Here is a 20,985-nt window from a genome sequence, read left to right on the forward strand (position 1 = left end):
GTGCGCCCGGCGGACGTGGTCCCGCGACTGTTCGCCCACGACCGACGCAAGGGGCGAAGATGCCCGACATGTCGGGCACTTCATCATGAGGCGGGCCGCCGGGAAGAGCCCTGTGCGCGTCGGCCGCCGAACGGCGGGCCCGTACCGTCCGGTCGGGGCCGCCGAGCTCACCGGTCGGCCCGCACCGTCCCGTCGGGCCCACCGAGCGAGCACCCGTCGGGTCAGGCCTTCGGGGCCACCTTGCTCAGGCCGTTGATGATGCGGTCCATCGCGTCGCCGCCCGTGGGGTCGGTCAGGTTGGCGAGCATCTTCAGTGTGAACTTCATCAGCATCGGGTGGGTCAGGCCGCGCTGCGTCGCGATCTTCATGACCTTCGGGTTGCCGATGAGCTTCACGAAGGCGCGGCCGAGCGTGTAGTAGCCGCCGTAGGTGTCCGCGAGGATCTGCGGGTACCGCTGCAGGGCGAGTTCGCGCTGACCTGGGGTGGCGCGGGCGTGGGCCTGCACGATGACGTCGGCGGCGAGCTGCCCGGACTCCATGGCGTAGGCGATGCCCTCGCCGTTGAACGGGTTCACCAGGCCCCCGGCGTCGCCGACCAGCAGCAGGCCCTTGGTGTAGTGGGGCTTGCGGTTGAAGGCCATGGGGAGGGCGGCGCCGCGGATCGGGCCGGTCATGTTTTCGGGGGTGTAGCCCCAGTCCTCAGGCATGGACGCGCACCAGGCCTTGAGAACCTCGCGCCAGTCCAGCTCCTTGAAGGAGTCGGAGGTGTTGAGCACGCCGAGGCCGACGTTCGACGTCCCGTCGCCCATGCCGAAGATCCAGCCGTAGCCCGGCAGCAGCCGGTCCTCGCCGGGGCCGCGTCGGTCCCACAGCTCCAGCCAGGACTCCAGGTAGTCGTCCTCGTGGCGCGGGGAGGTGAAGTAGGTGCGGACGGCGACGCCCATCGGGCGGTCCTCGCGGCGGTGCAGGCCCATCGCCAGCGAGAGACGGGTGGAGTTGCCGTCGGCGGCGACCACGAGCGGGGCGTGGAAGGTGACTTCGCGCTTCTCCTCTCCCAGCTTGGCGTGCACGCCGGTGATGCGGCCGGTGCGGTCGTCGACGATCGGGGCGCCCACGTTGCAGCGCTCGTGGAGGCGGGCGCCCGCCTTCTGGGCCTGGCGGGCGAGCTGCTCGTCGAAGTCGTCACGCTTGCGGACGAGTCCGTAGTCGGGGAAGGAGGCCAGATCGGGCCAGTCCAGCTGGAGACGGACGCCGCCGCCGATGATGCGCAGGCCCTTGTTGCGCAGCCAGCCGGCCTCCTCGGAGATGTCGATGCCCATGGCCACCAGCTGCTTGGTGGCGCGCGGGGTGAGGCCGTCGCCGCAGACCTTCTCGCGCGGGAACTCGGTCTTCTCGAGGAGGAGTACGTCGAGTCCGGCCTTGGCGAGGTAGTAGGCGGTCGTGGAGCCGGCCGGTCCCGCGCCGACGACGATCACGTCGGCGGTGTTCGCGGTGAAGGGCTCGGAGCGGGGCTCGGTCACGGCGGTCACGGCGGGATCTCCCCAAGTTCGGAATCTGCGTGCCGACCGGCACTGGACACGGGCAGTCTATTCAGCAGAATTGATCACCTGGCTGAAGGGCTGCCCAGTGAACCGAGCTCTCCCCGTAGTACGGCTGCGCGTCCCCACGGACGAGGACGCCGTCGCCTGGCACCGGGTCTTCGACGATCCGGACGTCATGGAGTTCCTCGGCGGGAGATCCGCGGAGCTCTCGGTCTACGAGGAACTCACCGCCCGCCAGCGCTTGCACGACGCCGAGCGCGGCTTCTGCCTGTGGACGCTGCTGGACGCGGACGACCGGGTCATCGGGTTCGCCGGGGCCCAGCCGTGGCCGCGGGACTGGGGTCCCCGAGGAGAGATCGAGATCGGGTGGCGGATCGGCCGGGAGCACTGGGGCCGGGGATATGCCACGGCGGCCGCCCGGTCGACGCTGGAGCGGGTGCGGGCGGCCGGGGTGCCGGAGGTGGTGGCCGTGGTCGACTCGGGCAACAGACGGTCCATCGCCGTGGCCGAGCGGCTGGGGATGCGGCTCGCGGAGGCGTACCCGAGGCCCGGGACGACGCGGGAGGCCCGCTGCTACCGCCTCGCCTGGTGACGGCCCCGGTCACTCCACGTGGCCGTCGGCTACGGAAAGACACCAGACGCTTCCGGACGGCACCCCCGGGCGGTTACCCTTCCAGTACCGCTGGGGGTGACATCTGTGCTCATACCACCCAAAACACCCGAAGTGCGCGTACCCAGGTTCGTCGGTCTGATGGCGGTGGACGCGCGTGAGGCGGCTGCGGCGCAGGGCGTGCTGCTGGCCGCTCCGGACCGGCCCGACTTCCACCGCACGGTCGTCGACTACGTCGTACGGCAGTACCCGCCGCCCGGTGTCGAGGTGCCTCGGGGCGCCGTCGTCACCGTGTGGTTCGAGTTCCGCGAAGGGGAGGGCGGTGGAGGCGCGGGCGTGCGCGAACCGCGCGTGCCGCGGCCGGGCGGAGGCGGGCTGGAGCGCGAGCTGGACCGGCCGAAGGACCCCTTCGAGGCGATCACCGGGTGACGGCGACCCTCGGCCGACCGCGGGGGCAGCCGACCCGCCGGTGCCGGTGACCCCGCCGGGGGCCGGTGAGAGGCATGCCCTATCACCGGCTGCGCCTCAGGCGCGTCTCAGGCCTCCTTGAAGCCCCGGTGCAGGGTCACCACGCCGCCCGTCAGGTTGCGCCAGGCGACCTTCGACCAGCCCGCCTTGCGCAGGTGCCCGGCGAGGGCGGCCTGGTCGGGCCAGGCACGGATGGACTCGGCGAGGTAGACGTAGGCGTCCGGGTTCGAGGAGACCGCGCGGGCGACGGGGGGCAGGGCGCGCATCAGGTACTCGGTGTAGACGGTACGGAACGGCGCCCAGGTGGGATGCGAGAACTCGCAGATCACGACGCGTCCGCCGGGCCGGGTCACCCGGTGCATCTCGCGCAGGGCCGCGTCGAAGTCCTGCACGTTGCGCAGGCCGAAGGAGATGGTGACGGCGTCGAACGAGTCGTCCCTGAAGGGCAGCTTCGTCGCGTCCCCGGCGGTGAACGGCAGCCAGGCGTGGTTCCTCTTGCCGACCTGGAGCATGCCGAGGGAGAAGTCGCAGGGGACGACGTACGCGCCGGTCCGCGCGAACGGGAGGGAGGAGGTGGCCGTGCCGGCGGCGAGGTCCAGGATCTTCTGCGCCGGGCGGGCGTCCACCGCCTTCGCGACCTCCTTGCGCCACCGCCGGTCCTGGCCCAGCGACAGGACGTCGTTGGTCAGGTCGTACCGTTCCGCCACGCGGTCGAACATCGAGGCGACTTCGTGGGGCTGCTTGTTCAGGGAAGCACGGGTCACCCGGTCATTGTGTCAGCCCCTTCCGCGCCGGCTCACGGCAGGAGCCTCGGCTGCCCTGCGCGCCGCCACGTCCTTCACCCATCCGCACAGCAGCACGAAGACGCCGATCAGCAGCCGGCCCACGCCGAACATGAACCACCGGCTCTCCAGCGGCAGGTACGTCTCGAACGCGGGGACGTCCCGGAGACGGCGGCACCGGCACGGATGTCGGGGCCCGCGGGTACCGGAGGATCTCCCAGGCCTGCCCGCCCCGGGCGTTCCCCGACGGGTCGCCCGGCGCCACCGCCCAGGGGACGATCTCCCGGCCCGGCATCCAGCCGTGGCCCGGCATCGCCAGGACGACGAGGACACCCCGGCGGAGGTGCCCTCACGTTTGCGGTCGCGACGGCTGCCGCGACTGGGCGGCACGGCTTTCGACGACGGGCCGGGATCGCGTCGACCGGATATCGGGAGACCTCTACGTGAGCCGAACTCTTCGCTGCATATGAGAGACCCGTGAGAGACACACGAGTCCGTCAGCTTCCCGGGAGATATCCGAAAGCCCTGCACAACTCCGTTCTCTTACAGGAGCGTTGATTGTCCATCTTTTGGCGGACGGATATCGCGTTCTGCGCGCTTGCGTCCCCGAACCGACTGTGTGCCCACTGTTCCCACGCGATCCGCCGAGATATGAGAGATTCCCCGTCCGGGAACGCACATGGTTTCCCGTCCGAGGCGGAAACCACGAAAGCTGGTGCATACGCAATGAGGAGTCTCCTGGTGCCGACGGCCGGGGTCGCCTGCCTGATCGCCCTGACGCTGGCGGGATGCTCCGCACAATCCGGCGGCACCTCGGACGCGGCGCCCGCGGCCACCGGCCGGGCCGGCGGGCGGTCCGCGAGCGGCTCGCCGTCCACGAGTCCCGAGGAGTCCGGCACCGGCACCGGCTACGCGCCCTACGTGAGCGCGGGCGAAGCCTCCGGCAACGATTCGGCAGGCTCCCCGACGACGTACAACCTGGCGTTCGTCATCGCCGACGGCCGTGACTGCACACCGAAGTGGAACGGCGTCGACGCCATCGGGGACAAGGCGGTGAGGTCCCGCATCTCCGCGTTGAAGAAGACGGGTGCCACGGTGCGCGTCTCCTTCGGCGGAGCGTCCGGCACGGAACTGGCGGCCGCCTGCGACAGCGCGTCCGCCCTCGCGAAGGCGTACGGCGAGGCGCTCGACGCGGCCGGCTCCACGCAGGCCGACTTCGACGTCGAGGGCGACGAGTTGACCGACTCCGGCTCGATCGCCCTGCGCTCCTCGGCGATCGCCGCACTGCAGAAACAACGGCCGGATCTGGAGGTCACCTTCACACTCCCGGTGATGCCCTCCGGGCTGGATTCCGACAGCCTGGCGCTGCTGGCGTCGGCGAACAGGTACGACGTCCGGGTCTTGACCGTCAACCTCATGACCATGAACTACAGCGAGTCGTACGCCGGTGACATGGGCGGATACGCGGTCACCTCGGCGACGGCCGCGCAGGCGCAGCTGAAGAAGGCGTTCGGGACGGACGACCGGGCCGCATGGCGGGGAATGGCGCTCACGTCGATGATCGGCACGAACGACGTCGACAACGAGACGTTCACACTCGCAGACGCGGCCCAGGTGCGGGCGTTCGCCGAGGAGAAGGGCATCGCGTGGGTGTCGATGTGGTCGACGTTCCGGGATCGGGAGTGCGAGGCCGGCGCCGCCACGGACGACGCGTTGACCGACTGCAGTGGGGTCGAGCAGGAGGACGGGGCGTTCGCGGAGGCGTTCTCACGGTAGAACACGGGGACTTCGACACCGCGTGCCGACCGCGGGTTCGCCGTGGCAGGTCACCCGGTCCTCCGCGTCCCTCCCCCGCGCCCCTGACGCGGCGGCGCCCTCACCTGCGCCGGTAGACGAGGCGGCCGTCCGCCACCGTGGCCACGCACGTGCCCGCGCCGCGCTCCGCGAGTTCGGCCTCGTCCCGTACGTCGAACACCGCGAACCGGGCCGCGGAATTCCGCTCCCTCGGACGGGCGAACTCCACCGGGATCCCGGCGGCGTACGGGTCGAGCGAGGGTGTCCCGCCGGGACGTCCGATCCGGCCCATGCCCGCCAGCGCCGACCGGTGCAGGGCCTCCCGCACCGCGCGGTTGCGCAGGTCCTCGCAGGCCGCCCTGACCGTGCCGTGCGCCAGCATCCGCTGCACACAGCGCCGGACGCTCGCGCTCCAGCGGGCGTCGTCCATGGCGAGGGCCGCCAGCGCCTCGCCGGTCAACGGCTCGACGCCCAGTTCGTCGGCCTCGCGGGGGTCCGGGTGGTACGCCTCCTCCAGCAGCTCGTTGCCGTGCAGGTTGATCAGCCCCGGGGTGAGGATGCCGGGCCACGTCCGCAGGCGCGCGCCCGGATGGGCGGCGACGAGTTCCTCCCGGGACCCGACGTCGGCGATCCACGCACCCCTGACGGCGAGCGCCCGGCCCCGGGAATCCGCGTGAACGGTCAGCATGCGGCGGCTAGTTGGAAGCCAGCAGCTTGAGCTCGGGGTGGGCCGTGCCGCCCTCGATCGCCGTGGACGAGATGTGGGACATGACCCGCTCGTCGACCGGGTCGTTCGCCGGGTCGTCGTGCACGACGAGGTGCTCGTACGTCGTGGCGCGCTGGGCCGGGACCCGGTCCGCCTTCCTGATCAGATCGATGATCTCCAGGCGGTTGGAGCGGTGCTTGGCACCGGCCGAGGAGACGACGTTCTCCTCCAGCATGATCGAGCCGAGGTCGTCGGCGCCGTAGTGCAGGGAGAGCTGGCCGACCTCCTTGCCCGTCGTCAGCCAGGAGCCCTGGATGTGCCGCACGTTGTCGAGGAACAGGCGGGCGACCGCGATGATCCGCAGGTACTCGAAGAGGGTCGTCTGGGTGCGGCCCTTGAGGTGGTTGTTCTCGGGCTGGTACGTGTACGGGATGAAGGCGCGGAAGCCGCCCGTGCGGTCCTGCACGTCACGGATCATCCGCAGGTGCTCGATGCGTTCGGCGTTGGTCTCGCCGGTGCCCATCAGCATGGTGGACGTCGACTCGACGCCCAGTTTGTGCGCGGTCTCCATGATCTCCAGCCAGCGCTCGCCGGACTCCTTGAGCGGGGCGATCGCCTTGCGCGGCCGGGCGGGCAGCAGCTCGGCGCCGGCGCCCGCGAAGGAGTCGAGGCCGGCCGCGTGGATCCGGGTGATGGCCTCCTCCACGCCCACCTTCGAGATCCGCGCCATGTGCTCGACCTCGGACGCGCCCAGCGAGTGGATCACCAGCTGCGGGAACGCCTGCTTGATGGCGGAGAAGTGCCGCTCGTAGTACTCGACGCCGTAGTCCGGGTGGTGGCCGCCCTGGAACATGATCTGGGTGCCGCCGAGCTCGACGGTCTCCGCGCAGCGGCGCAGGATGTCGTCGAGGTCGCGGGTCCAGCCCTTGGCCGTGTCCTTGGGTGCCGCGTAGAAGGCGCAGAACCTGCACGCCGTGACGCACACGTTGGTGTAGTTGATGTTCCGCTCGATGATGTACGTCGCGATGTGCTCGGTCCCCGCGTACAGACGACGGCGTACGGCGTCGGCGGCGGCGCCCAGCGCGTGCAGCGGGGCGTCGCGGTAGAGGTCGAGAGCCTCTTCGGGGGTGATCCGCCCACCGGCGGCGGCACGGTCGAGGACGGACTGAAGTTCGGCCTTCTCGGTCACCGGGAGCGTCCCTTTCGTCAAGGGTTGTGGACAGACCGATCCAGCCTACGCCAGCCTTCCCGGCGCCCCGACCTCAGGCCGCGTACGCGCCGACCAGCAGCCCGGCGAACGTCCCCACCAGCATGAACGGCCCGAAGGCGATCAGCGTCCCGCGACCCGCCCGCCCCACGACGGACAGCACACCGCCGTACAGCGCGCCGAACAGGAACGCGGCGAACGTGCCCAGCATGACGGTCGGCCAGCCGTACCAGCCGAGGACGGCGCCCATGCCGAGCGCGAGCTTCACGTCGCCGAAGGCCATGCCGCCGGGGTTGACGAGGTGCAGCACGAGGTAGCCGGCGCCGAGGGCGAGCGCGCCCAGCAGTGCCGTCGTCCAGTGGCCGGCGTGCTCGGGGAGCAGCGCGGCCAGACCCAGCAGGGCGAGGGCGGCGACCGCGAGCGGGAGGGTGAGCGGGTCGGGCAGCCGCCGCACCCGTACGTCGACGACGGCCAGCAGCACCCCGACCGGAGCGAGCACCAGCCACACGGCCGACTCGGGCCGCACACCGGTCGCCACGGCGAGCGCGGCGCACACGAGCGCGGTGAGGACGGGGAGGAGAAGGGCGCCGGGGGCGACGGTGTCGGCGCAACGGCGACAGCGTGCGCGTCCGAGCCAGCCCCGCATCGGATGCCCGGCCGGGCAGGCCGCCCGCCAGCCGCCGACCCCCTCCGCCTGCCCGTCCAGCCCTCGCCGCACATCCGGTGCATCCGGTGCATCAGACGCTTCCGGCCCGTCCGGCCCCGCCCGCTCGGCCTGTTCGTCCCGTTCCTCGGTCTGTTCGTCCCGCTCCTCCTCCGGCGGCACGGAGAAGCGGTAGGCGGCGCGCGGCAGCAGGGCGCCTGTCACGGCGCCCCACAGCGCGGCGACGGCGGCCAGCGTCAGGTCGCTGGGAGGTGTGGTCATCGTCAGAGATCGTAGGGACAAGGGGAGGGACGGGCACGGAATCCGTCGGCACGACGCCGTCCGCCCCGCCTTCCCGTCGCGGCTATTCGACCTTCGACATACGTGCGACCGGGTTGCCCTCCGCCGCGCTGTCGGAGGTGTAGGTCAGGTCGTCGCCGGTCGGGGTCAACCGGATCGGGTGCGGCTTCGGATTGCAGCCGCCGTGGTTGTCCGCGACGCCCACGGACGTGGCGACGACCTCCTTCGCCGTCACCTGCTTCAGCGTCAGGACGTCGACGCAGACGCCGCCGAGCACGTCCGTCTGGCGCAGCTCCCCCAGTTTCCCGCCGACGACCGCCTGTTGGACCGTCACCCGGAACGTGCCCATCGGGAGGGCGCCGTCGAGGCCGCTGCCCTGCCCCTCCCAGGTGCCGACGTACCGGGCGGGGAGCGCGGCGGCCGACGAACCGTCGGTGGCTCCGGGACTCGCCGTGGGTGACTGCCCCCCGGTGGCGCCGGGGGTCGCCGCGGCCGTCGGCATCGGGGAGTACGCGTCGCTGCCGGCCTCGGTGTCCTGGCCACCGTCGTCCGGCAGCAGGTGGAACAGCAGCACCGAGCCGACCGTCACCGCCGCCATCGCGCCCGCGACCGCCAGCGCGACGGTGCAGCTCAGCCGCCGCCCGCGACCGCCCTCGCCCGGCGTCGCACTGCCCGCCACGGTGACCGAGAGCCGGCCGCGACCGTCGGAACCACCGGCGTGTTCGGAACGTTCTGAGCGTGCGGAAGGTCCTGAAGGTGCGGCATCGGCGGTCGCGGGCCCGGCGTCCCTCGGCGTCGGCACGGGCACGGCAACGGAGCGGTCGGCGCGGCCCGCCGGAGTGGCCGGAGTCGCGGGGATCGCGTCCATCACCGGTGGCGGCCCGAACACCCCCGGCGAGGCCTGCGGTTCGCCTGCCGAGGCGCTGCCCGACGGCGCTCCCGTGGGCTCCCCCGACGTCAGCGCCGCGCTGGCGAACCCGACCGGACCGGACGCGGCGGGCTCCGCGCCGGCGTGCGTGCCCTCCAGGTTCAGCAACTGGACGGCGCTGCGTCCCAGCTGTTCCACCAGCGCTCCCGGCAGCCAGCCGGCCGCCACCAGCCGGGCCGCGCCCTCGGGCGCGAGACGCCGGGCCACCTCCGCGGGGGACGGCCGCGCGGCCGGGTCCTTGGCGAGGCAGGCCTCTGCGACCGCCCGCAGTTCACCGCGCAGCCCGCCCTCCGGCGAGCCGAACTCCGGTTCCTCGTGCACCACCTTGTAGAGGAGCGCGGCCGACGAGTCACCGGGGAACGGGGACTGACCGGTCGCCGCGTACACCAGCACCGCGCCGAGCGAGAAGACGTCGGCCGCGCCGGACGCACCCCTGCCGAGGATCTGTTCCGGGGCCATGTAGCCGGGCGAACCGACCGAGACGCCGGTCGAGGTGAGCGAGGCGGTGCCGTCGGTCGCGCGGGCGATGCCGAAGTCGATCAGCAGCGGGCCGTCCACGGTCAGCAGCACGTTGGACGGCTTGACGTCCCGGTGCACCAGGCCCAGTTCGTGCACCGTGCCGAGGGCCTCCGCGAGGCCGGCGCCCAGCACGCGCACCGAGTGCTCGGGCAGCGCCCCGCCGGACGCGACCGCCGCGGCCAGGGACGGTCCGGCCGCGTATCCGGTGGCCACCCAGGGCACCGTCGCCTCCGGGTCGGCGTCCAGGACCGGCGCGGTCCACGCCCCGCCGACCCGTCTCGCGGCCTCCACCTCGCGCCGGAAGCGGGCGCGGAACTCCTCGTCGAGCGCGAGGTGCGGATGCACGATCTTCACGGCCACCGTGCGGCCGCCGGCGCTGCGGCCGAGGTAGACCCGGCCCATGCCGCCTGAGCCCAGCCGGCCGAGCAGCCGGTAGGGCCCCACGGTCGTGGGTTCACCGTCTCCGAGCGGTTGCATAGGCGCCACCCCCCTCCCCGTCAGGACTCCGTAGGAGACTACGCAGATCGGGGCCGGAGCAGTTCCACCCTGACGTCCGCCGGGAAGCCCGTGGTCGGGCCGACACGGCGGGCGAACTCCGCCACGGCCTCCAGCTGGGGCGCGCCGAAGCGGAAGTCGAGGGTGGTGAAGTACCGCTCGAGGACGTCTTCGTCGAACTCCTCCCAGCGGGCCGCCTGCTCGGCGACCTTGCCGACCTCCTCCAGGGAGAGGTTGCGGGAGTCGAGGAAGGCCTGGTGGACCTCGCGGGTCAGGACGGGTTCGCGCTCCAGGTAGTCGCGCCGGGCCGCCCACACCGCGAAGACGAACGGCAGTCCGGTCCACTCCTTCCACAGCCGGCCGAGGTCGTGCACCTCCAGGCCGAACCGCGGCCCGTCCAGCAGGTTGGCCCGCAGCGCCGCGTCGCCGATGAGGACGGCGGCCTCGGCCTCCTGCATCATCACGCTGAGGTCGGGCGGGCAGGTGTAGTAGTCCGGCCGGACGCCGAAGCGGTCGGCCAGGAGCAGCTGCGCGAGGCGCACCGAGGTCCGGGAGGTCGAGCCGAGGGCGACGCGGGCGCCGTCGAGCTGGTCCAGCGGAACCTGCGAGACGATCACACAGGACATCACCGGGCCGTCGCAGCCCACCGCGATGTCCGGGAAGGCGACCAAGTCGTCGGCGTTCTTGAGGAACTCGACGAGGGTCACGGGCCCGATGTCGAGATCGCCCCGGACCAGCCGCTCGCTGAGCTTCTCCGGGGTGTCCTTGGTCAGGTCGAAGTCGAGGAGCGTGCCGGTTCTCGCGAGCCCCCAGTAGAGAGGCAGGCAGTTGAGGAACTGGATGTGGCCGACGCGCGGCCGGGTGCGAGAATTGTCCACATCGCGAGGCTAGACCCCTTCGGGTACGCTGCGGACTCCGACCCCCGAGTCAACCCCTTTCATGGATCTTCAAACGTCCGAGTGACGTGATCTTGACCTCTATTGCTTCCGGCTGCCCACATGCTAGGCTCGCCGCAAGTTGCAGTTTGGTTTCCCTTGCAGTACAGAGCCTGCGGAGCATGTAACCGCGGGCTCTCGTCGTTTTCAGACGTATGCAGTTGTGCGGCACTTGCTTTCACGCTTGCAGGGTTCTGGAGCAGGGCAACCCTTTGGGCCCAAGGAGGGCTTATGGCTACCGGAACCGTGAAGTGGTTCAACGCCGAAAAGGGCTTTGGCTTCATCGCCCAGGAAGGCGGCGGCCCCGACGTCTTCGTCCACTACTCCGCGATCAACGCGCAGGGCTTCCGCTCGCTCGAGGAGAACCAGCAGGTCTCCTTCGACGTGACGCAGGGCCCGAAGGGTCCCCAGGCGGAGAACGTCACCCCCGTCTGATCTTCACACCCTGAGATCGCAAGTCTGAGAGCAGTACCCAAGGAGCCCTGTGCCTTTCGGCACGGGGCTCCTGCCTTTCCCGTGGGCTCTCGGACTGTCGGCTGTCGGGCGGTCGGCTTTCGGGCGGTCGGGCTGTCCGCCCTCGGTCTCGGACTCGGACTCGGTCTTCGGCACTCCGCCCTCGGTGCCGGGCACCGGGCACCGGGCACCGGGCACCGGTGGAGTGGCGTATAACCGCCCCGGCGTCGGTCGGGGCTCCTAGGCTCCCCACCCATGACCGACATGGACACCGCCACCGGCACCGCGCAGCCCGCCCCCGAATTCATCACGACCACCCGCGCCTTCTACGACGCCGTCGCCGAGGACTACGCCGAGCGGTTCCGTGACGACCTGGCCGTGCGGCCGCTCGATCGGGCCGTGATCACCGCCTACGCCGAGCTCGTCGGGGCCGGCGGCCGGGTGGCCGACCTGGGCTGCGGTCCCGGCCGGACCACCGCACGGCTCGCCTCACTCGGGCTCGACGTGTCCGGGCTCGACCTGTCGGAGTCGATGCTGGCGATCGCCCGGCGCGAGAACCCGGGGATCCGTTTCGAGCAGGGCTCGATGCTGGAGCTGGACTTCCCCGACAAAGCCCTGGCCGGAGTCGTCTCCTACTACTCCTCCATCCACACCCCGCTGGACGAACTGCCCGCGCTCTTCGCCGGATTCCACCGCGTCCTGGCTCCGGGCGGCCACCTCCTGCTGGCCTTCCAGGTCGGCGACGAGCCCCGGCACTACGACCGCCCCTGGGGTCACCCGGTCTCCATCGACTTCGAGCGCCGGCGCCCGGAGGCGATGGCCGCACTGCTGACCGCGGCCGGATTCGCCGTGCTGTCGCGCACGGTGCGGGAGCCGGACGCGGACCTCGGCGAGCCGGCCCCCCAGGCGTTCCTGATCGCGCGCAGGCCACCGGAGACCGCGGCCGCCGGCCCTGACCCGGCCCGTGACCGGGACGCCTGAACTCCTAGAGTGCCCCCGCGAGGTCGAGGGCCGCGATGTACCCGAAGGTCATCGCGGGACCGATCGTCGAACCGGCGCCGGCGTAGCTGTGGCCCATGACCGCCGCGCTGGCGTTGCCGGCGGCGTACAGCCCCGGGATCACCGAGCCGTCGGGTCGCAGCACGCGCGCGCGGGCGTCGGTGCGCAGGCCGCCCTTCGTGCCGAGGTCACCGGGCACGATACGGAAGGCGTGGTAGGGAGGGAGCCACAGGGGGGCGAGGCAGGAGTTCGGGAGGACTCCCGGGTCCGTGTAGTAGTGGTCGTACGCGCTGTCGCCGCGCCCGAAGTCGGTGTCGTCGCCCCGGAGCGCGAGCGTGTTGAAACGGTCGACGGTGGCACGCAGGGCGGGCCCCGGAACGCCGATGGCGGCGGCGAGGGCGTCCAGCGACCAGGCCTTGTGCGCGGCCCCCGAGCTGTACCAGTCGGCCGGGAACGGGAAGGTCGGGGGCACGTCCTTGAACAGATAGCGGTTGCGGTAGTTCTGGTCGGTGATCAGCCAGGCCGGGATCGCGGGGTCCGTGGGGTTCTGGTCGTACATGGTGTGGACGACGTCGCCGTAGGGGGCGGCCTCGTTGACGAAGCGGCGGCCTGCCGCGTTGACCAGGAGACCGCCGGGGAGCGTGCGTTCGGCGAGGCAGAACCAGGGCCGGCCGGGGAGCGGGATCGCCGGGCCCCACCAGGCGTCGTCCATCAGGGCGAGGTCGGCGCCGAGCCGCTGTCCCGCCCGGATGCCGTCCCCGGTGTTCTCCTTCGCGCCGACGCTCCACTCGGTGCCGATCGGTTGGCGCTGGTACTCGGCCCGCATGGCGGCGTTGTGCTCGAAGCCGCCGGAGCCGACGACGACCCCGCGCCGGGCCCGGACCAGGCCGGGCGCGCCGTCGCGGGTGATCACCGCGCCGACGACGGCTCCGCCTTCGACGTGCAGGTCGGTGAGCGGGCTGGAGAGCCAGAGGGGCACTCCGGCGGCGCGCAGCCCGAGCCGCAGCCCGCCCGCCAGGGACTGGCCCATGGTGAGCGGCTTCTGTCCGAGAAGTGCGGCCTTCGTGCCCCGGGCCAGGCACTCGGCGGCGACGGCGGCGCCCCGCGCGCTGACCGCGGTCAGGTTGAGCCACTTGTAGTCGGCGCCGAAGACCACCATCCCGGCCGGGACCTGGAGGTACGGCGGGTTGAGGCGGGCCAGGTCGGCGCCGAGGAGGTTGCCGTCGAGCTGGTCGGGCTCGACGGAGCGGCCGCCCGGGAGGCCGCCGGGCAGCTCGGGGTAGTAGTCGCTGTACCCCTCCATCCAGCGGAACCGCAGCGGGCTGTGGGCGAGGACGAAGGAGATCATCGCCGGGCCGTGTGCGAGGAAGGCGCGCTGCCGGTCGGCGGGGACCTCCGGGCCGACGACCGCGGCGAGGTAGGCGGCGGCCTTCGCGGGGGTGTCGGGAACGCCCGCCGCGAGGATCACCGGGTTGTTCGGGATCCAGATCCCGGCCCCGGACCGGGCGGTCGAGCCACCGAAGGCAGCCGCCTTCTCGACCACCACACAGCTCAGCCCCTGCCGGGCCGCGGTCAGCGCGGCGGTCATCCCGGCCGCGCCGGAGCCGACCACGACGACGTCGTAGGTGCCGAGGAGGGGCAGGTCGGCGGCGGCGGCCCGCGGACCGGCGGCGAGGGCGAGCCCGCCTCCCGCGGCGGCGCCGAGCACCGTCCTGCGCGAGGGACGGCCGGGCGGCGGCACGCTCTCGAGTGGTCCGACAGGCTCCGCGCTCGTGGGCATGACCACTCCAGTCCGCCGGGAACAAATGGATGGATTCGGATACGGAGACCGGAATGTCGCGCGAGGGTCTTGTGAAGTCAAGGGCCGTGCAAGGGAGTTCACCGACGGCGTCACTCGCAGACACGCGCTGCCGCGTACGGCTAGCGTGGCCTGGTGATCGATGACACCGTGCGACTGCGCCCCGTCCGCGAGGACGATCTGCCGATGCTGGAACAGTTCGTGCTCGACCCCGAGGCGGCCGGGACGTTCTCGTGGTTCGGCTGGACGGACCCCGGGCGCATGCGGCGGCGCTGGGCCGAGAACGGCATGCTCTCCGTCGACGGAGGCCAGTTGATGGTGGCGTCCGGCACGGAACCGCTCGGCTTCGTGGCCTGGCGCCGGATCGTCACCGTGGCTCACTCCTCCTACTGGAACATAGGCATCCAGCTGGTGCCGCGAGCGCAGGGGCGCGGCGTCGGGACCCAGGCCCAACGGCTCCTGGCCCGCTACCTGTTCGCGCACACGCCCGCCGTAAGGATCGAGGCGCACACCGATGTGGAGAACATCGCCGAGCAACGCGCGCTGGAGAAGGCCGGTTTCACCCGCGAGGGCGTGTTGCGCAGCGTCGTGTTCCGCGACGGGCGCTGGCGCGACAGCCTGTCCTACAGCGTGCTGCGGGACGACGCCCCCTGAGCGGGTGCGCGCCCTGCCGGGTGCGCGTCCCGAGCGGGCGGCGTTCATGTCGGCGCGATCCGGCCGGTCCGGCCGAGGTCACCTCTCGTACAGCCCCTCCACCTGTTCCGCGAAGTCCCGCAGGACCGCCTCCCGGCGGAGCTTCATCGACGGGGTGAGGTGGCCGGCCTGTTCGGTGAGGTCGGTCGGCAGGATGACGAAGCGGCGGATCGACTCGGGGCGGGAGACCAGCTTGTTGGCCTCGTCGACCGCCCGCTGGAGCACGGCGTTCAGTTCCGCGTCGTCGATGAGCAGTTCCGCCGGCACCGGATGCTTGCCGTTCATGTGCCGCCAGTGGGTGAGGCCGTCCGGGTCGAGGGTGAGCAGGGCGGAGACGTAGGGACGGCCGTCGCCGAGGACCATGGCCTGGGAGATCAGGGGGTGCGAGCGCAGCCAGTTCTCCAACGGCGCGGGGGCGACGCTCTTGCCGCCCGCCGTGATGATCATCTCCTTCTTGCGGCCGGTGATCGTCAGATAGCCCTCGTCGTCGAGTTCGCCGAGGTCGCCGGTGGCGAGCCAGCCGTCGGGGGCGGCGGGGACCACTCCGCCGGCCGCCGGGTCCCAGTAGCCGCGCAGCACGTGGTCGCCGGCTATGAGGATCTCGCCGTCCGCGGCAATGCGGATCTTCGTGCCGGGCAGCGGCCAGCCCACGGTGCCCAGACGGGGTTTCATCGGCGGGGTCACCGTGGACGCGCCCGTGGTCTCGGTCAGGCCGTAGCCCTCGTAGATCTCGATGCCCGCGCCGAGGTAGAAGGCGGAGAGGCGCCGGCCGAGCGGGGAGCCGCCGCAGACGGCGTGGCGGACCCGGCCGCCCATGGCGTTGCGGATACGGCGGTAGACGAGCGGGTCGTAGAGGGCGCGGGCGGCGCGCACGGTGGCCGCCGGGCCGGATCCGGCGCCGGTCTTCTGCGCCTCGACTGCCTCACCGTAGCGGCGGGCCACGCCCACGGCGCGGTCGAAGGAGGACAGCTTGCCGCCCGCCTCGGCCTTCGCGCGGGCGGTGTTGAAGATCTTCTCCAGCATGTACGGGATGGCCAGCAGGCAGGTGGGTCTGAAGGCCGCCAGGTCCGGCAGGAGTTGGTCCGCCTTCAGGCTCGGGGCGTGGCCCAGGCGGACGCGCGCGCGGATGCAGGCGATGGCCACCATCCGGCCGAAGACGTGTGACATGGGGAGGAAGAGGAGAACGGAGAGTTCGTCGTCGTTCTTGGCCTTGAAGACCGGGTAGAGGAGTTCGATCGCGTTGTCGACCTCGGCGAAGAAGTTGCCGTGGGTGAGCGCGCAGCCCTTGGGCCGGCCGGTGGTGCCGGAGGTGTAGACGAGGGTGGCGAGGGTGTCGGGGACGAGCATGCCGCGGCGGATCTCGACCTCGGCGTCCGGCACCCGCTCACCCGCCTCGATCAACCGGTCCACGTGTCCCTTCTCCATGACCCACAGGTGCTGGAGGTCGGGCAGCCGGTCGCGTTCGGGGCCGAGGGCCGCCGCCTGGCCCGCGGTCTCGGTCACGAGGGCGACCGCGCCGGAGTCCTGGAGGATCCAGCGGGTCTGGAAGACGGAGGAGGTCGGGTAGACGGGCACGGTGACCAGGCCGGCCGCCCAGGCGGCGAAGTCGAGCAGGGTCCACTCGTAGGTCGTGCGGGCCATGATGGCCAGCCGGTCGCCGGGCGCCAGGCCCTCCGCTATCAGTCCGCGGGCCACGGCGTGGACCTGTGCGGCGAAGCGTTCCGCCGTGATGTCGGTCCAGTGCCCGTCCGGTCCACGGCGGCTGAGGACCACCGACTCGGGGACGGCCGCCGCGTTGTCGTAGGGCAGGTCGGCGAGCGAGCCGTACGTCACCGGGCGGGCGAGGGCCGGCAGGGACGCCTCCCGTACGGCGCCGTCCAGTCGCAGCGTCTCGGGTTCCACGAGGGCGGGAGGAGCGTCGGGGTCGACGTAGGCCGAGCCGGCGGCTGAGTACGGGGTGGACACGGGCGGCTCCCTGGGCGTGCAGCGAAGAAACTGCTTGCTGCATGACGTACGTGCTTCGCGCACCGACGCGTTCAACCGGGATGCCCCCTAAGAAAGGGGTTACCGCCAGTTAGGTAGGGGATCGTACGGCGCTCACATGTGGGGCTTGTGCGTGTTCCGGGTTGTTCCGGGGTCGGGGCTGTGCAATCTCGGGGTGTATATGAGGAATCTTCAGGTTTGTCGGTCCTTCACCCGTCTTCGGCGTTCACTCGCGGCCTTCCGTTCACTTCGGCTCCGCCACCCGGCGCCGCTCCCCCCTCGGTGCCGGCCCTGCCCTTCGTGCCGGCTCCGCCTCCCGCCGCGACTCGGCCCTCCGCCCGGGCCCGGCTCCCGGCTCCGCTCCGACCGCCGCCGAGGCTCCGCCGCTCACGCCCGCTCCAGGATCGCGGTCACTCCCTGGCCGCCCGCCGCGCAGACGGAGATCAGGCCGCGCGAGGGTCCGTGCTGCTCGGTGAGCAGCTTGGCGAGGGTCGCGACGATGCGGGCTCCGGTCGCCGCGAAGGGATGGCCGGTGGCGAGCGAGGAGCCTGCGACGTTCAGCCGGTCCCGGTCGACCGGGGCGAGGCCCTGCTTCTCCCAGGCCGCGAGTGTCGCCAGCACCTGGGAGGCGAAGGCCTCGTGGACCTCCACCAGGTCGAAGTCCTCCATGCCGAGGCCGGCCCGTTGCAGCATGCGCGGGACGGCGTACGCGGGAGCCATCAGCAGGCCGTCGCCGGCCCCGCTTCCGCCGTCAGCCGCGTCGCCGCGCACGAAGTCCACGGCAGCCGTCTCGTAGGCCGTCAGGTAGGCGAGCGGCTCCAGGCCGCGGGCCTCGGCCCACTCCTCGGAGGCGAGGAGAACGACCGCGGCGCCGTCCGTCAGCGGCGTCGAGTTGCCCGCCGTCATGGTCGGTTCGGGGCCGTCGACGCCGAACACCGGCTTCAGCCGGGCCAGTTTCTCGACGGTGGAGTCCGGCCGCAGGTTCTGGTCGCGGGCCAGATCGCGGAACGGGACGACGAGGTCGTCGAAGAAGCCGCGCTCGTAGGCGGCCGCGAGGCGCTGGTGACTGGCGGCCGCCAGCACGTCCTGGGCCTCACGCTCGACGCCCCAGACGCGGGCGGTGACCGCGGCGTGTTCGCCCATCGACAGACCGGTGCGCGGTTCGGCGTTGCGCGGGATCTCGGGGATCAGATGGGAGGGGCGGATCTGCGTGAGCGCCTTGAGGCGGGCTCCGGCCGTCTTCGCCCGGCGGGCCTCCAGGAGGATGCGCCGCAGCCGGTCGTTGACGCCCAGCGGCGCGTCGCTCGCGGTGTCCGCGCCGCCCGCGATCGCCGAGTCGGTCTGACCGAGGGCGATCTTGTTGGCGGCGGCGATCACGGCCTGCAGGCCGGTGCCGCAGGCCTGCTGGATGTCGTAGGCGGGGGTGCGGGGGTCGAGCTTCGAGCCGAGGACGGTCTCGCGGGCCAGGTTGAAGTCACGGCTGTGCTTGAGGACGGCCCCGGCCACCACCTCGCCCACCACGCCGGGGACGTCGAGGGCGTACCGGCTCACCAGCCCGTCCACCGCCGCCGTCAGCATCTCCTGGTTGGAGGCGGTGGCGTAGGGGCCGTCGGAGCGGGCGAAGGGGATGCGCGAGCCGCCGACGATCGCGACCCGGCGGGCGCGCGGGGGCTCGGAAGGAGTGTGGAGCGAGGGCTCCACCAGCTTCAGCCGTGACGGCTCCGAGGCACTCATCTCGACCTGCTCCTCACCCTTGACCTAGACTTACCCCGGGTAACCTTACTCCAGAGTAAGCATGTGTGCCGAGCCCGTGGGAGAGAACATGGCCGACCGCTATCTGAGCTTCACCGCCACCGCACCGGGCCGCTTCCTCACCCGTAGGCTCGGCCTTCCGCAACCGGCGGCGCTGCAGCGCTGGTCAGCCGAACGTCCCTCCCTCACCGGCTCCTTGATCCACCTTACGGCCGGGAGGTCCACGCTCGCCCTCGCGCCGGTGCTGGCCCGCGCCGGCCTGCCGCTCCACAGCCCCGGGGACACAGGCGGAGCCGACCTTCCCGGCCCCGCCGCCGTGGTCCTCGACGCGACAGGGGTCCGGGACGTCGAAGCGCTCGCCGAGGTGCACGCGTCCCTGCACCCGGTGGTGCGGTCGATCGCGGCGAGCGGCCGGATCGTCGTCCTCGGCGCGCCCCTCGACCCCCACGACCACTGCCAGGCGGCAGTGCAGCAGGCCCTGGAGGGGTTCGTGCGGTCCCTCGGCAAGGAGGTCGGGCGGGGCAGGACCGTCAACCTGGTCCGGCTGACCGACGCCCGGGCCGCCGAGTCCACCCTGCGCTTCCTCCTCTCCCCCAGGTCGGCCTACGTCAGCGGGCAGGTGATCGCCGTGGCGGCCGGCGGCTCCCCCGGCCCCGACCTCCCGGACGTCCCGGACGACTGGTCGCTCCCCCTCGCCGGCCGCACCGCGCTCGTCACCGGCGGCGCCCGCGGGATCGGCGCGGCCGTCGCCGAGCGGCTGGCCCAGGACGGCGCGCGGGTCGTCGTCCTGGACGTGCCGCAGGCCGGGGAGGACGCCCGCCTGGTCGCCGAACGGCTGGGCGGCACCGCCCTCGCGCTCGACGTCACGGCGGCCGACGCGGGCGAGCGGATCGCCGCCGAACTGCCCGGCGGACTGGACGTGCTGATCCACAACGCGGGGATCACCCGGGACCGACGGCTGGTCAACATGCCCGCCGAACGCTGGAGTTCGGTGCTCGACGTCAACCTGGCGAGCGTGCTGCGCACCACGGACGCGCTGCTCGCCAAGGGCGTGCTGCGGCCGGGCGGGCGGATCGTGGCCACCGCCTCCATCGCCGGACTCGCGGGCAACGCCGGCCAGACGAACTACGGCGCGAGCAAGGCGGGGATCGCGGGCCTCGTGCGCACCCTGGCGCCCCACGCGCTCGCCGAGCACGGGGTCACGGTGAACGCGGTGGCGCCCGGCTTCATCGAGACGAAGATGACGGCCGCGGTGCCGCTGTTCATCCGCGAGGCGGGCCGGCGCATGAACTCCCTGGCGCAGGGCGGGCTGCCCGTGGACGTCGCCGAGACGACGGCGTGGCTCGCGCACCCCGCCTCCGGCGCGGTCAACGGGCAGGTCGTGCGGGTGTGCGGCCAGAGCCTGCTGGGGGCGTAGTGCGCACACCGACCACGACGACGACCCTGACCGCCCCTCCCTCCCTCGGCCCGCTGCTCGCCCGCGGGGCGCTGCGCTCCCCCTTCAAGCACCCCCGACCGGGCGTCTCCTTCTCCGGCGCCGGCCACCGCCTCGTGCTGCCCGGCCTGCGCGTGGACCCGACCCGGCTCGCGGCCTACGAGCGCGTCTGCGGCTTCCCCACAGGCGAGGACTCACTGCCGCTCACCTACCCGCACGTCCTGGGCTTCCCCCTGGCCATGAGCATCCTGAGCGGCCGGGACTTCCCGCTCCCGCTGCTCGGCCTCGTCCACACCTCGATCGAGATCACCCGCCGCACCGCCCTCGCGTCCGCCGGCACCTACGAACTCTCGGTCCACGTGGAGGAGTTGGCCGCGCACCGGCGCGGGACGGAGGCCGTCGTGGTCACCGGGCTGCGGCAGGGCGGCGACACCGCGTGGGAGTCGACGAGCAGATACCTCGCCCGGCACGCCACCGATGCCGCGCCCGCCGCCCGGGAGCCGGGGCCCGACCCGCTGCCGGTGCCGGTGCTGGACGAGTGGCGGCTCGCCGCCGACGTCGGCCGGCGCTACGGCGCGGCCTCCGGCGACCGCAACCCCATCCACCTCCACCCGCTCACCGCCCGGCTCTTCGGCTTCCCCCGGGCCATCGCGCACGGCATGTGGACCGTCGCCCGCTGCCTCGCCGCCCACGGCGTCCCGCAGCGGGCACGGGTCCGGGCCGACTTCCGGGCTCCGGTCCTGCTCCCCGGCGCGGTGTCGTTCGCCTCGGACGGCGCACGGTTCGCCCTGTGCGGCACGGGAGACCCGGCCCGCATCCACGTGACGGGACGCGTGGACCCCCTGCCCGACACGCCCCCGCCCCCGCGCACGGGCCCCGCGCACGCGCCGTGAGCGGCCGCCCCGGACCGCGGATGAGCCCGCGCCGACCGGACGTCCGCCGGT

At 72.5% G+C, this 20,985-nt stretch carries 18 protein-coding genes and 1 pseudogene; 8 read left to right on the forward strand and 11 right to left on the reverse strand.

The window, feature by feature from the left end:
• Window positions 1-221 precede the first annotated feature (221 nt).
• Window positions 222-1,520, reverse strand: coding sequence for a geranylgeranyl reductase family protein (locus C6376_RS06275; protein ID WP_173985863.1), 1,299 nt, complete (start codon window positions 1,518-1,520; stop codon window positions 222-224).
• Between the two features lie 106 nt (window positions 1,521-1,626).
• Here C6376_RS06275 and C6376_RS06280 point away from each other — a divergent pair, with 106 nt between their 5' ends.
• Entirely contained in the window at window positions 1,627-2,133 is a 507-nt protein-coding gene (locus C6376_RS06280; RefSeq protein WP_107442506.1) for a GNAT family N-acetyltransferase, read from the forward strand.
• Between the two features lie 132 nt (window positions 2,134-2,265).
• Complete coding sequence (locus C6376_RS06285; protein ID WP_107442507.1) at window positions 2,266-2,580, forward strand: PASTA domain-containing protein; 315 nt, start codon at window positions 2,266-2,268, stop codon at window positions 2,578-2,580.
• Between the two features lie 107 nt (window positions 2,581-2,687).
• Here the strand turns inward: C6376_RS06285 and C6376_RS06290 are convergent, their stop codons facing one another.
• Window positions 2,688-3,383: a demethylmenaquinone methyltransferase gene (locus tag C6376_RS06290; protein ID WP_107442508.1), complete on the reverse strand. Its 696-nt coding sequence runs from the start codon at window positions 3,381-3,383 to the stop codon at window positions 2,688-2,690.
• A 32-nt stretch (window positions 3,384-3,415) separates the two neighbouring features.
• Window positions 3,416-3,572 (reverse strand): annotated as a pseudogene (locus C6376_RS43715) (acyltransferase); the annotation flags it as partial.
• Window positions 3,573-4,127: 555 nt separating this feature from the next.
• On the opposite strand from C6376_RS43715, the gene C6376_RS06295 reads away from it, so the two are divergent.
• On the forward strand, window positions 4,128-5,177 hold the full coding sequence (locus tag C6376_RS06295; protein ID WP_107442509.1) for a chitinase: 1,050 nt from the start codon (window positions 4,128-4,130) through the stop codon (window positions 5,175-5,177).
• A gap of 100 nt (window positions 5,178-5,277) precedes the next feature.
• On the opposite strand, the gene C6376_RS06300 is transcribed toward C6376_RS06295, so the two are convergent.
• The 5 genes from C6376_RS06300 to C6376_RS06320 form a co-directional block, all read right to left on the reverse strand.
• The gene (locus tag C6376_RS06300; RefSeq protein ID WP_107442510.1) at window positions 5,278-5,883 is read right to left on the reverse strand and encodes a hypothetical protein; all 606 of its coding nucleotides are present in this window, start codon (window positions 5,881-5,883) and stop codon (window positions 5,278-5,280) included.
• Window positions 5,884-5,890: 7 nt separating this feature from the next.
• Window positions 5,891-7,090: a cyclic dehypoxanthinyl futalosine synthase gene (gene mqnC / locus C6376_RS06305; protein ID WP_107442511.1), complete on the reverse strand. Its 1,200-nt coding sequence runs from the start codon at window positions 7,088-7,090 to the stop codon at window positions 5,891-5,893.
• 73 nt (window positions 7,091-7,163) lie between these two features.
• Entirely contained in the window at window positions 7,164-8,033 is an 870-nt protein-coding gene (locus C6376_RS06310; RefSeq protein ID WP_107442512.1) for a prepilin peptidase, read from the reverse strand.
• An 82-nt stretch (window positions 8,034-8,115) separates the two neighbouring features.
• The gene (locus C6376_RS06315; protein ID WP_107442513.1) at window positions 8,116-9,975 is read right to left on the reverse strand and encodes a serine/threonine-protein kinase; all 1,860 of its coding nucleotides are present in this window, start codon (window positions 9,973-9,975) and stop codon (window positions 8,116-8,118) included.
• 38 nt (window positions 9,976-10,013) lie between these two features.
• Complete coding sequence (locus C6376_RS06320) at window positions 10,014-10,871, reverse strand: menaquinone biosynthetic enzyme MqnA/MqnD family protein (RefSeq protein WP_107442514.1); 858 nt, start codon at window positions 10,869-10,871, stop codon at window positions 10,014-10,016.
• A 288-nt stretch (window positions 10,872-11,159) separates the two neighbouring features.
• Here C6376_RS06320 and C6376_RS06325 point away from each other — a divergent pair, with 288 nt between their 5' ends.
• Entirely contained in the window at window positions 11,160-11,363 is a 204-nt protein-coding gene (locus C6376_RS06325) for a cold-shock protein (protein ID WP_003974443.1), read from the forward strand.
• 273 nt (window positions 11,364-11,636) lie between these two features.
• Complete coding sequence (locus tag C6376_RS06330) at window positions 11,637-12,362, forward strand: class I SAM-dependent methyltransferase (RefSeq protein ID WP_254075848.1); 726 nt, start codon at window positions 11,637-11,639, stop codon at window positions 12,360-12,362.
• A gap of 4 nt (window positions 12,363-12,366) precedes the next feature.
• Here C6376_RS06330 and kstD read toward each other — a convergent pair whose 3' ends face one another.
• The gene (kstD, locus tag C6376_RS06335) at window positions 12,367-14,160 is read right to left on the reverse strand and encodes a 3-oxosteroid 1-dehydrogenase (protein WP_107442516.1); all 1,794 of its coding nucleotides are present in this window, start codon (window positions 14,158-14,160) and stop codon (window positions 12,367-12,369) included.
• A gap of 153 nt (window positions 14,161-14,313) precedes the next feature.
• On the opposite strand from kstD, the gene C6376_RS06340 reads away from it, so the two are divergent.
• Complete coding sequence (locus C6376_RS06340) at window positions 14,314-14,832, forward strand: GNAT family N-acetyltransferase (protein ID WP_107442517.1); 519 nt, start codon at window positions 14,314-14,316, stop codon at window positions 14,830-14,832.
• Between the two features lie 78 nt (window positions 14,833-14,910).
• Here C6376_RS06340 and C6376_RS06345 read toward each other — a convergent pair whose 3' ends face one another.
• Entirely contained in the window at window positions 14,911-16,836 is a 1,926-nt protein-coding gene (locus C6376_RS06345) for a long-chain fatty acid--CoA ligase (RefSeq protein WP_107442518.1), read from the reverse strand.
• A gap of 405 nt (window positions 16,837-17,241) precedes the next feature.
• Window positions 17,242-18,588 carry an acetyl-CoA C-acetyltransferase gene (locus C6376_RS06350; protein WP_254075849.1) on the reverse strand — a complete coding sequence of 449 codons (1,347 nt, stop codon included), beginning with the start codon at window positions 18,586-18,588 and terminating at the stop codon, window positions 17,242-17,244.
• Between the two features lie 88 nt (window positions 18,589-18,676).
• Between C6376_RS06350 and C6376_RS06355 the strand changes: the two genes are divergently transcribed.
• Complete coding sequence (locus C6376_RS06355; RefSeq protein ID WP_107442519.1) at window positions 18,677-20,023, forward strand: 3-oxoacyl-ACP reductase; 1,347 nt, start codon at window positions 18,677-18,679, stop codon at window positions 20,021-20,023.
• Window positions 20,023-20,934, forward strand: a complete 912-nt coding sequence (locus tag C6376_RS06360; protein WP_107442520.1) for a MaoC/PaaZ C-terminal domain-containing protein — start codon at window positions 20,023-20,025, stop codon at window positions 20,932-20,934. Before C6376_RS06355 ends, C6376_RS06360 begins: the two co-directional genes overlap by 1 nt.
• The last annotated feature ends 51 nt before the right edge of the window (window positions 20,935-20,985 follow it).

It is taken from the genome of Streptomyces sp. P3 (genome assembly GCF_003032475.1).
Lineage (GTDB): Bacteria > Actinomycetota > Actinomycetes > Streptomycetales > Streptomycetaceae > Streptomyces.

Bases quoted from the DNA above. Each gene is read 5' to 3' on its own strand.
- C6376_RS06295 (WP_107442509.1), top strand. From the start codon at position 4,128: ATGAGGAGTCTCCTGGTGCCGACGGCCGGGGTCGCCTGCCTGATCGCC.
- C6376_RS06300 (WP_107442510.1), bottom strand. From the start codon at position 5,883: ATGCTGACCGTTCACGCGGATTCCCGGGGCCGGGCGCTCGCCGTCAGG.
- C6376_RS06310 (WP_107442512.1), bottom strand. From the start codon at position 8,033: ATGACCACACCTCCCAGCGACCTGACGCTGGCCGCCGTCGCCGCGCTG.
- C6376_RS06315 (WP_107442513.1), bottom strand. From the start codon at position 9,975: ATGCAACCGCTCGGAGACGGTGAACCCACGACCGTGGGGCCCTACCGG.
- C6376_RS06325 (WP_003974443.1), top strand. From the start codon at position 11,160: ATGGCTACCGGAACCGTGAAGTGGTTCAACGCCGAAAAGGGCTTTGGC.
- C6376_RS06330 (WP_254075848.1), top strand. From the start codon at position 11,637: ATGACCGACATGGACACCGCCACCGGCACCGCGCAGCCCGCCCCCGAA.
- kstD (WP_107442516.1), bottom strand. From the start codon at position 14,160: ATGCCCACGAGCGCGGAGCCTGTCGGACCACTCGAGAGCGTGCCGCCG.
- C6376_RS06350 (WP_254075849.1), bottom strand. From the start codon at position 18,588: ATGAGTGCCTCGGAGCCGTCACGGCTGAAGCTGGTGGAGCCCTCGCTC.
- C6376_RS06355 (WP_107442519.1), top strand. From the start codon at position 18,677: ATGGCCGACCGCTATCTGAGCTTCACCGCCACCGCACCGGGCCGCTTC.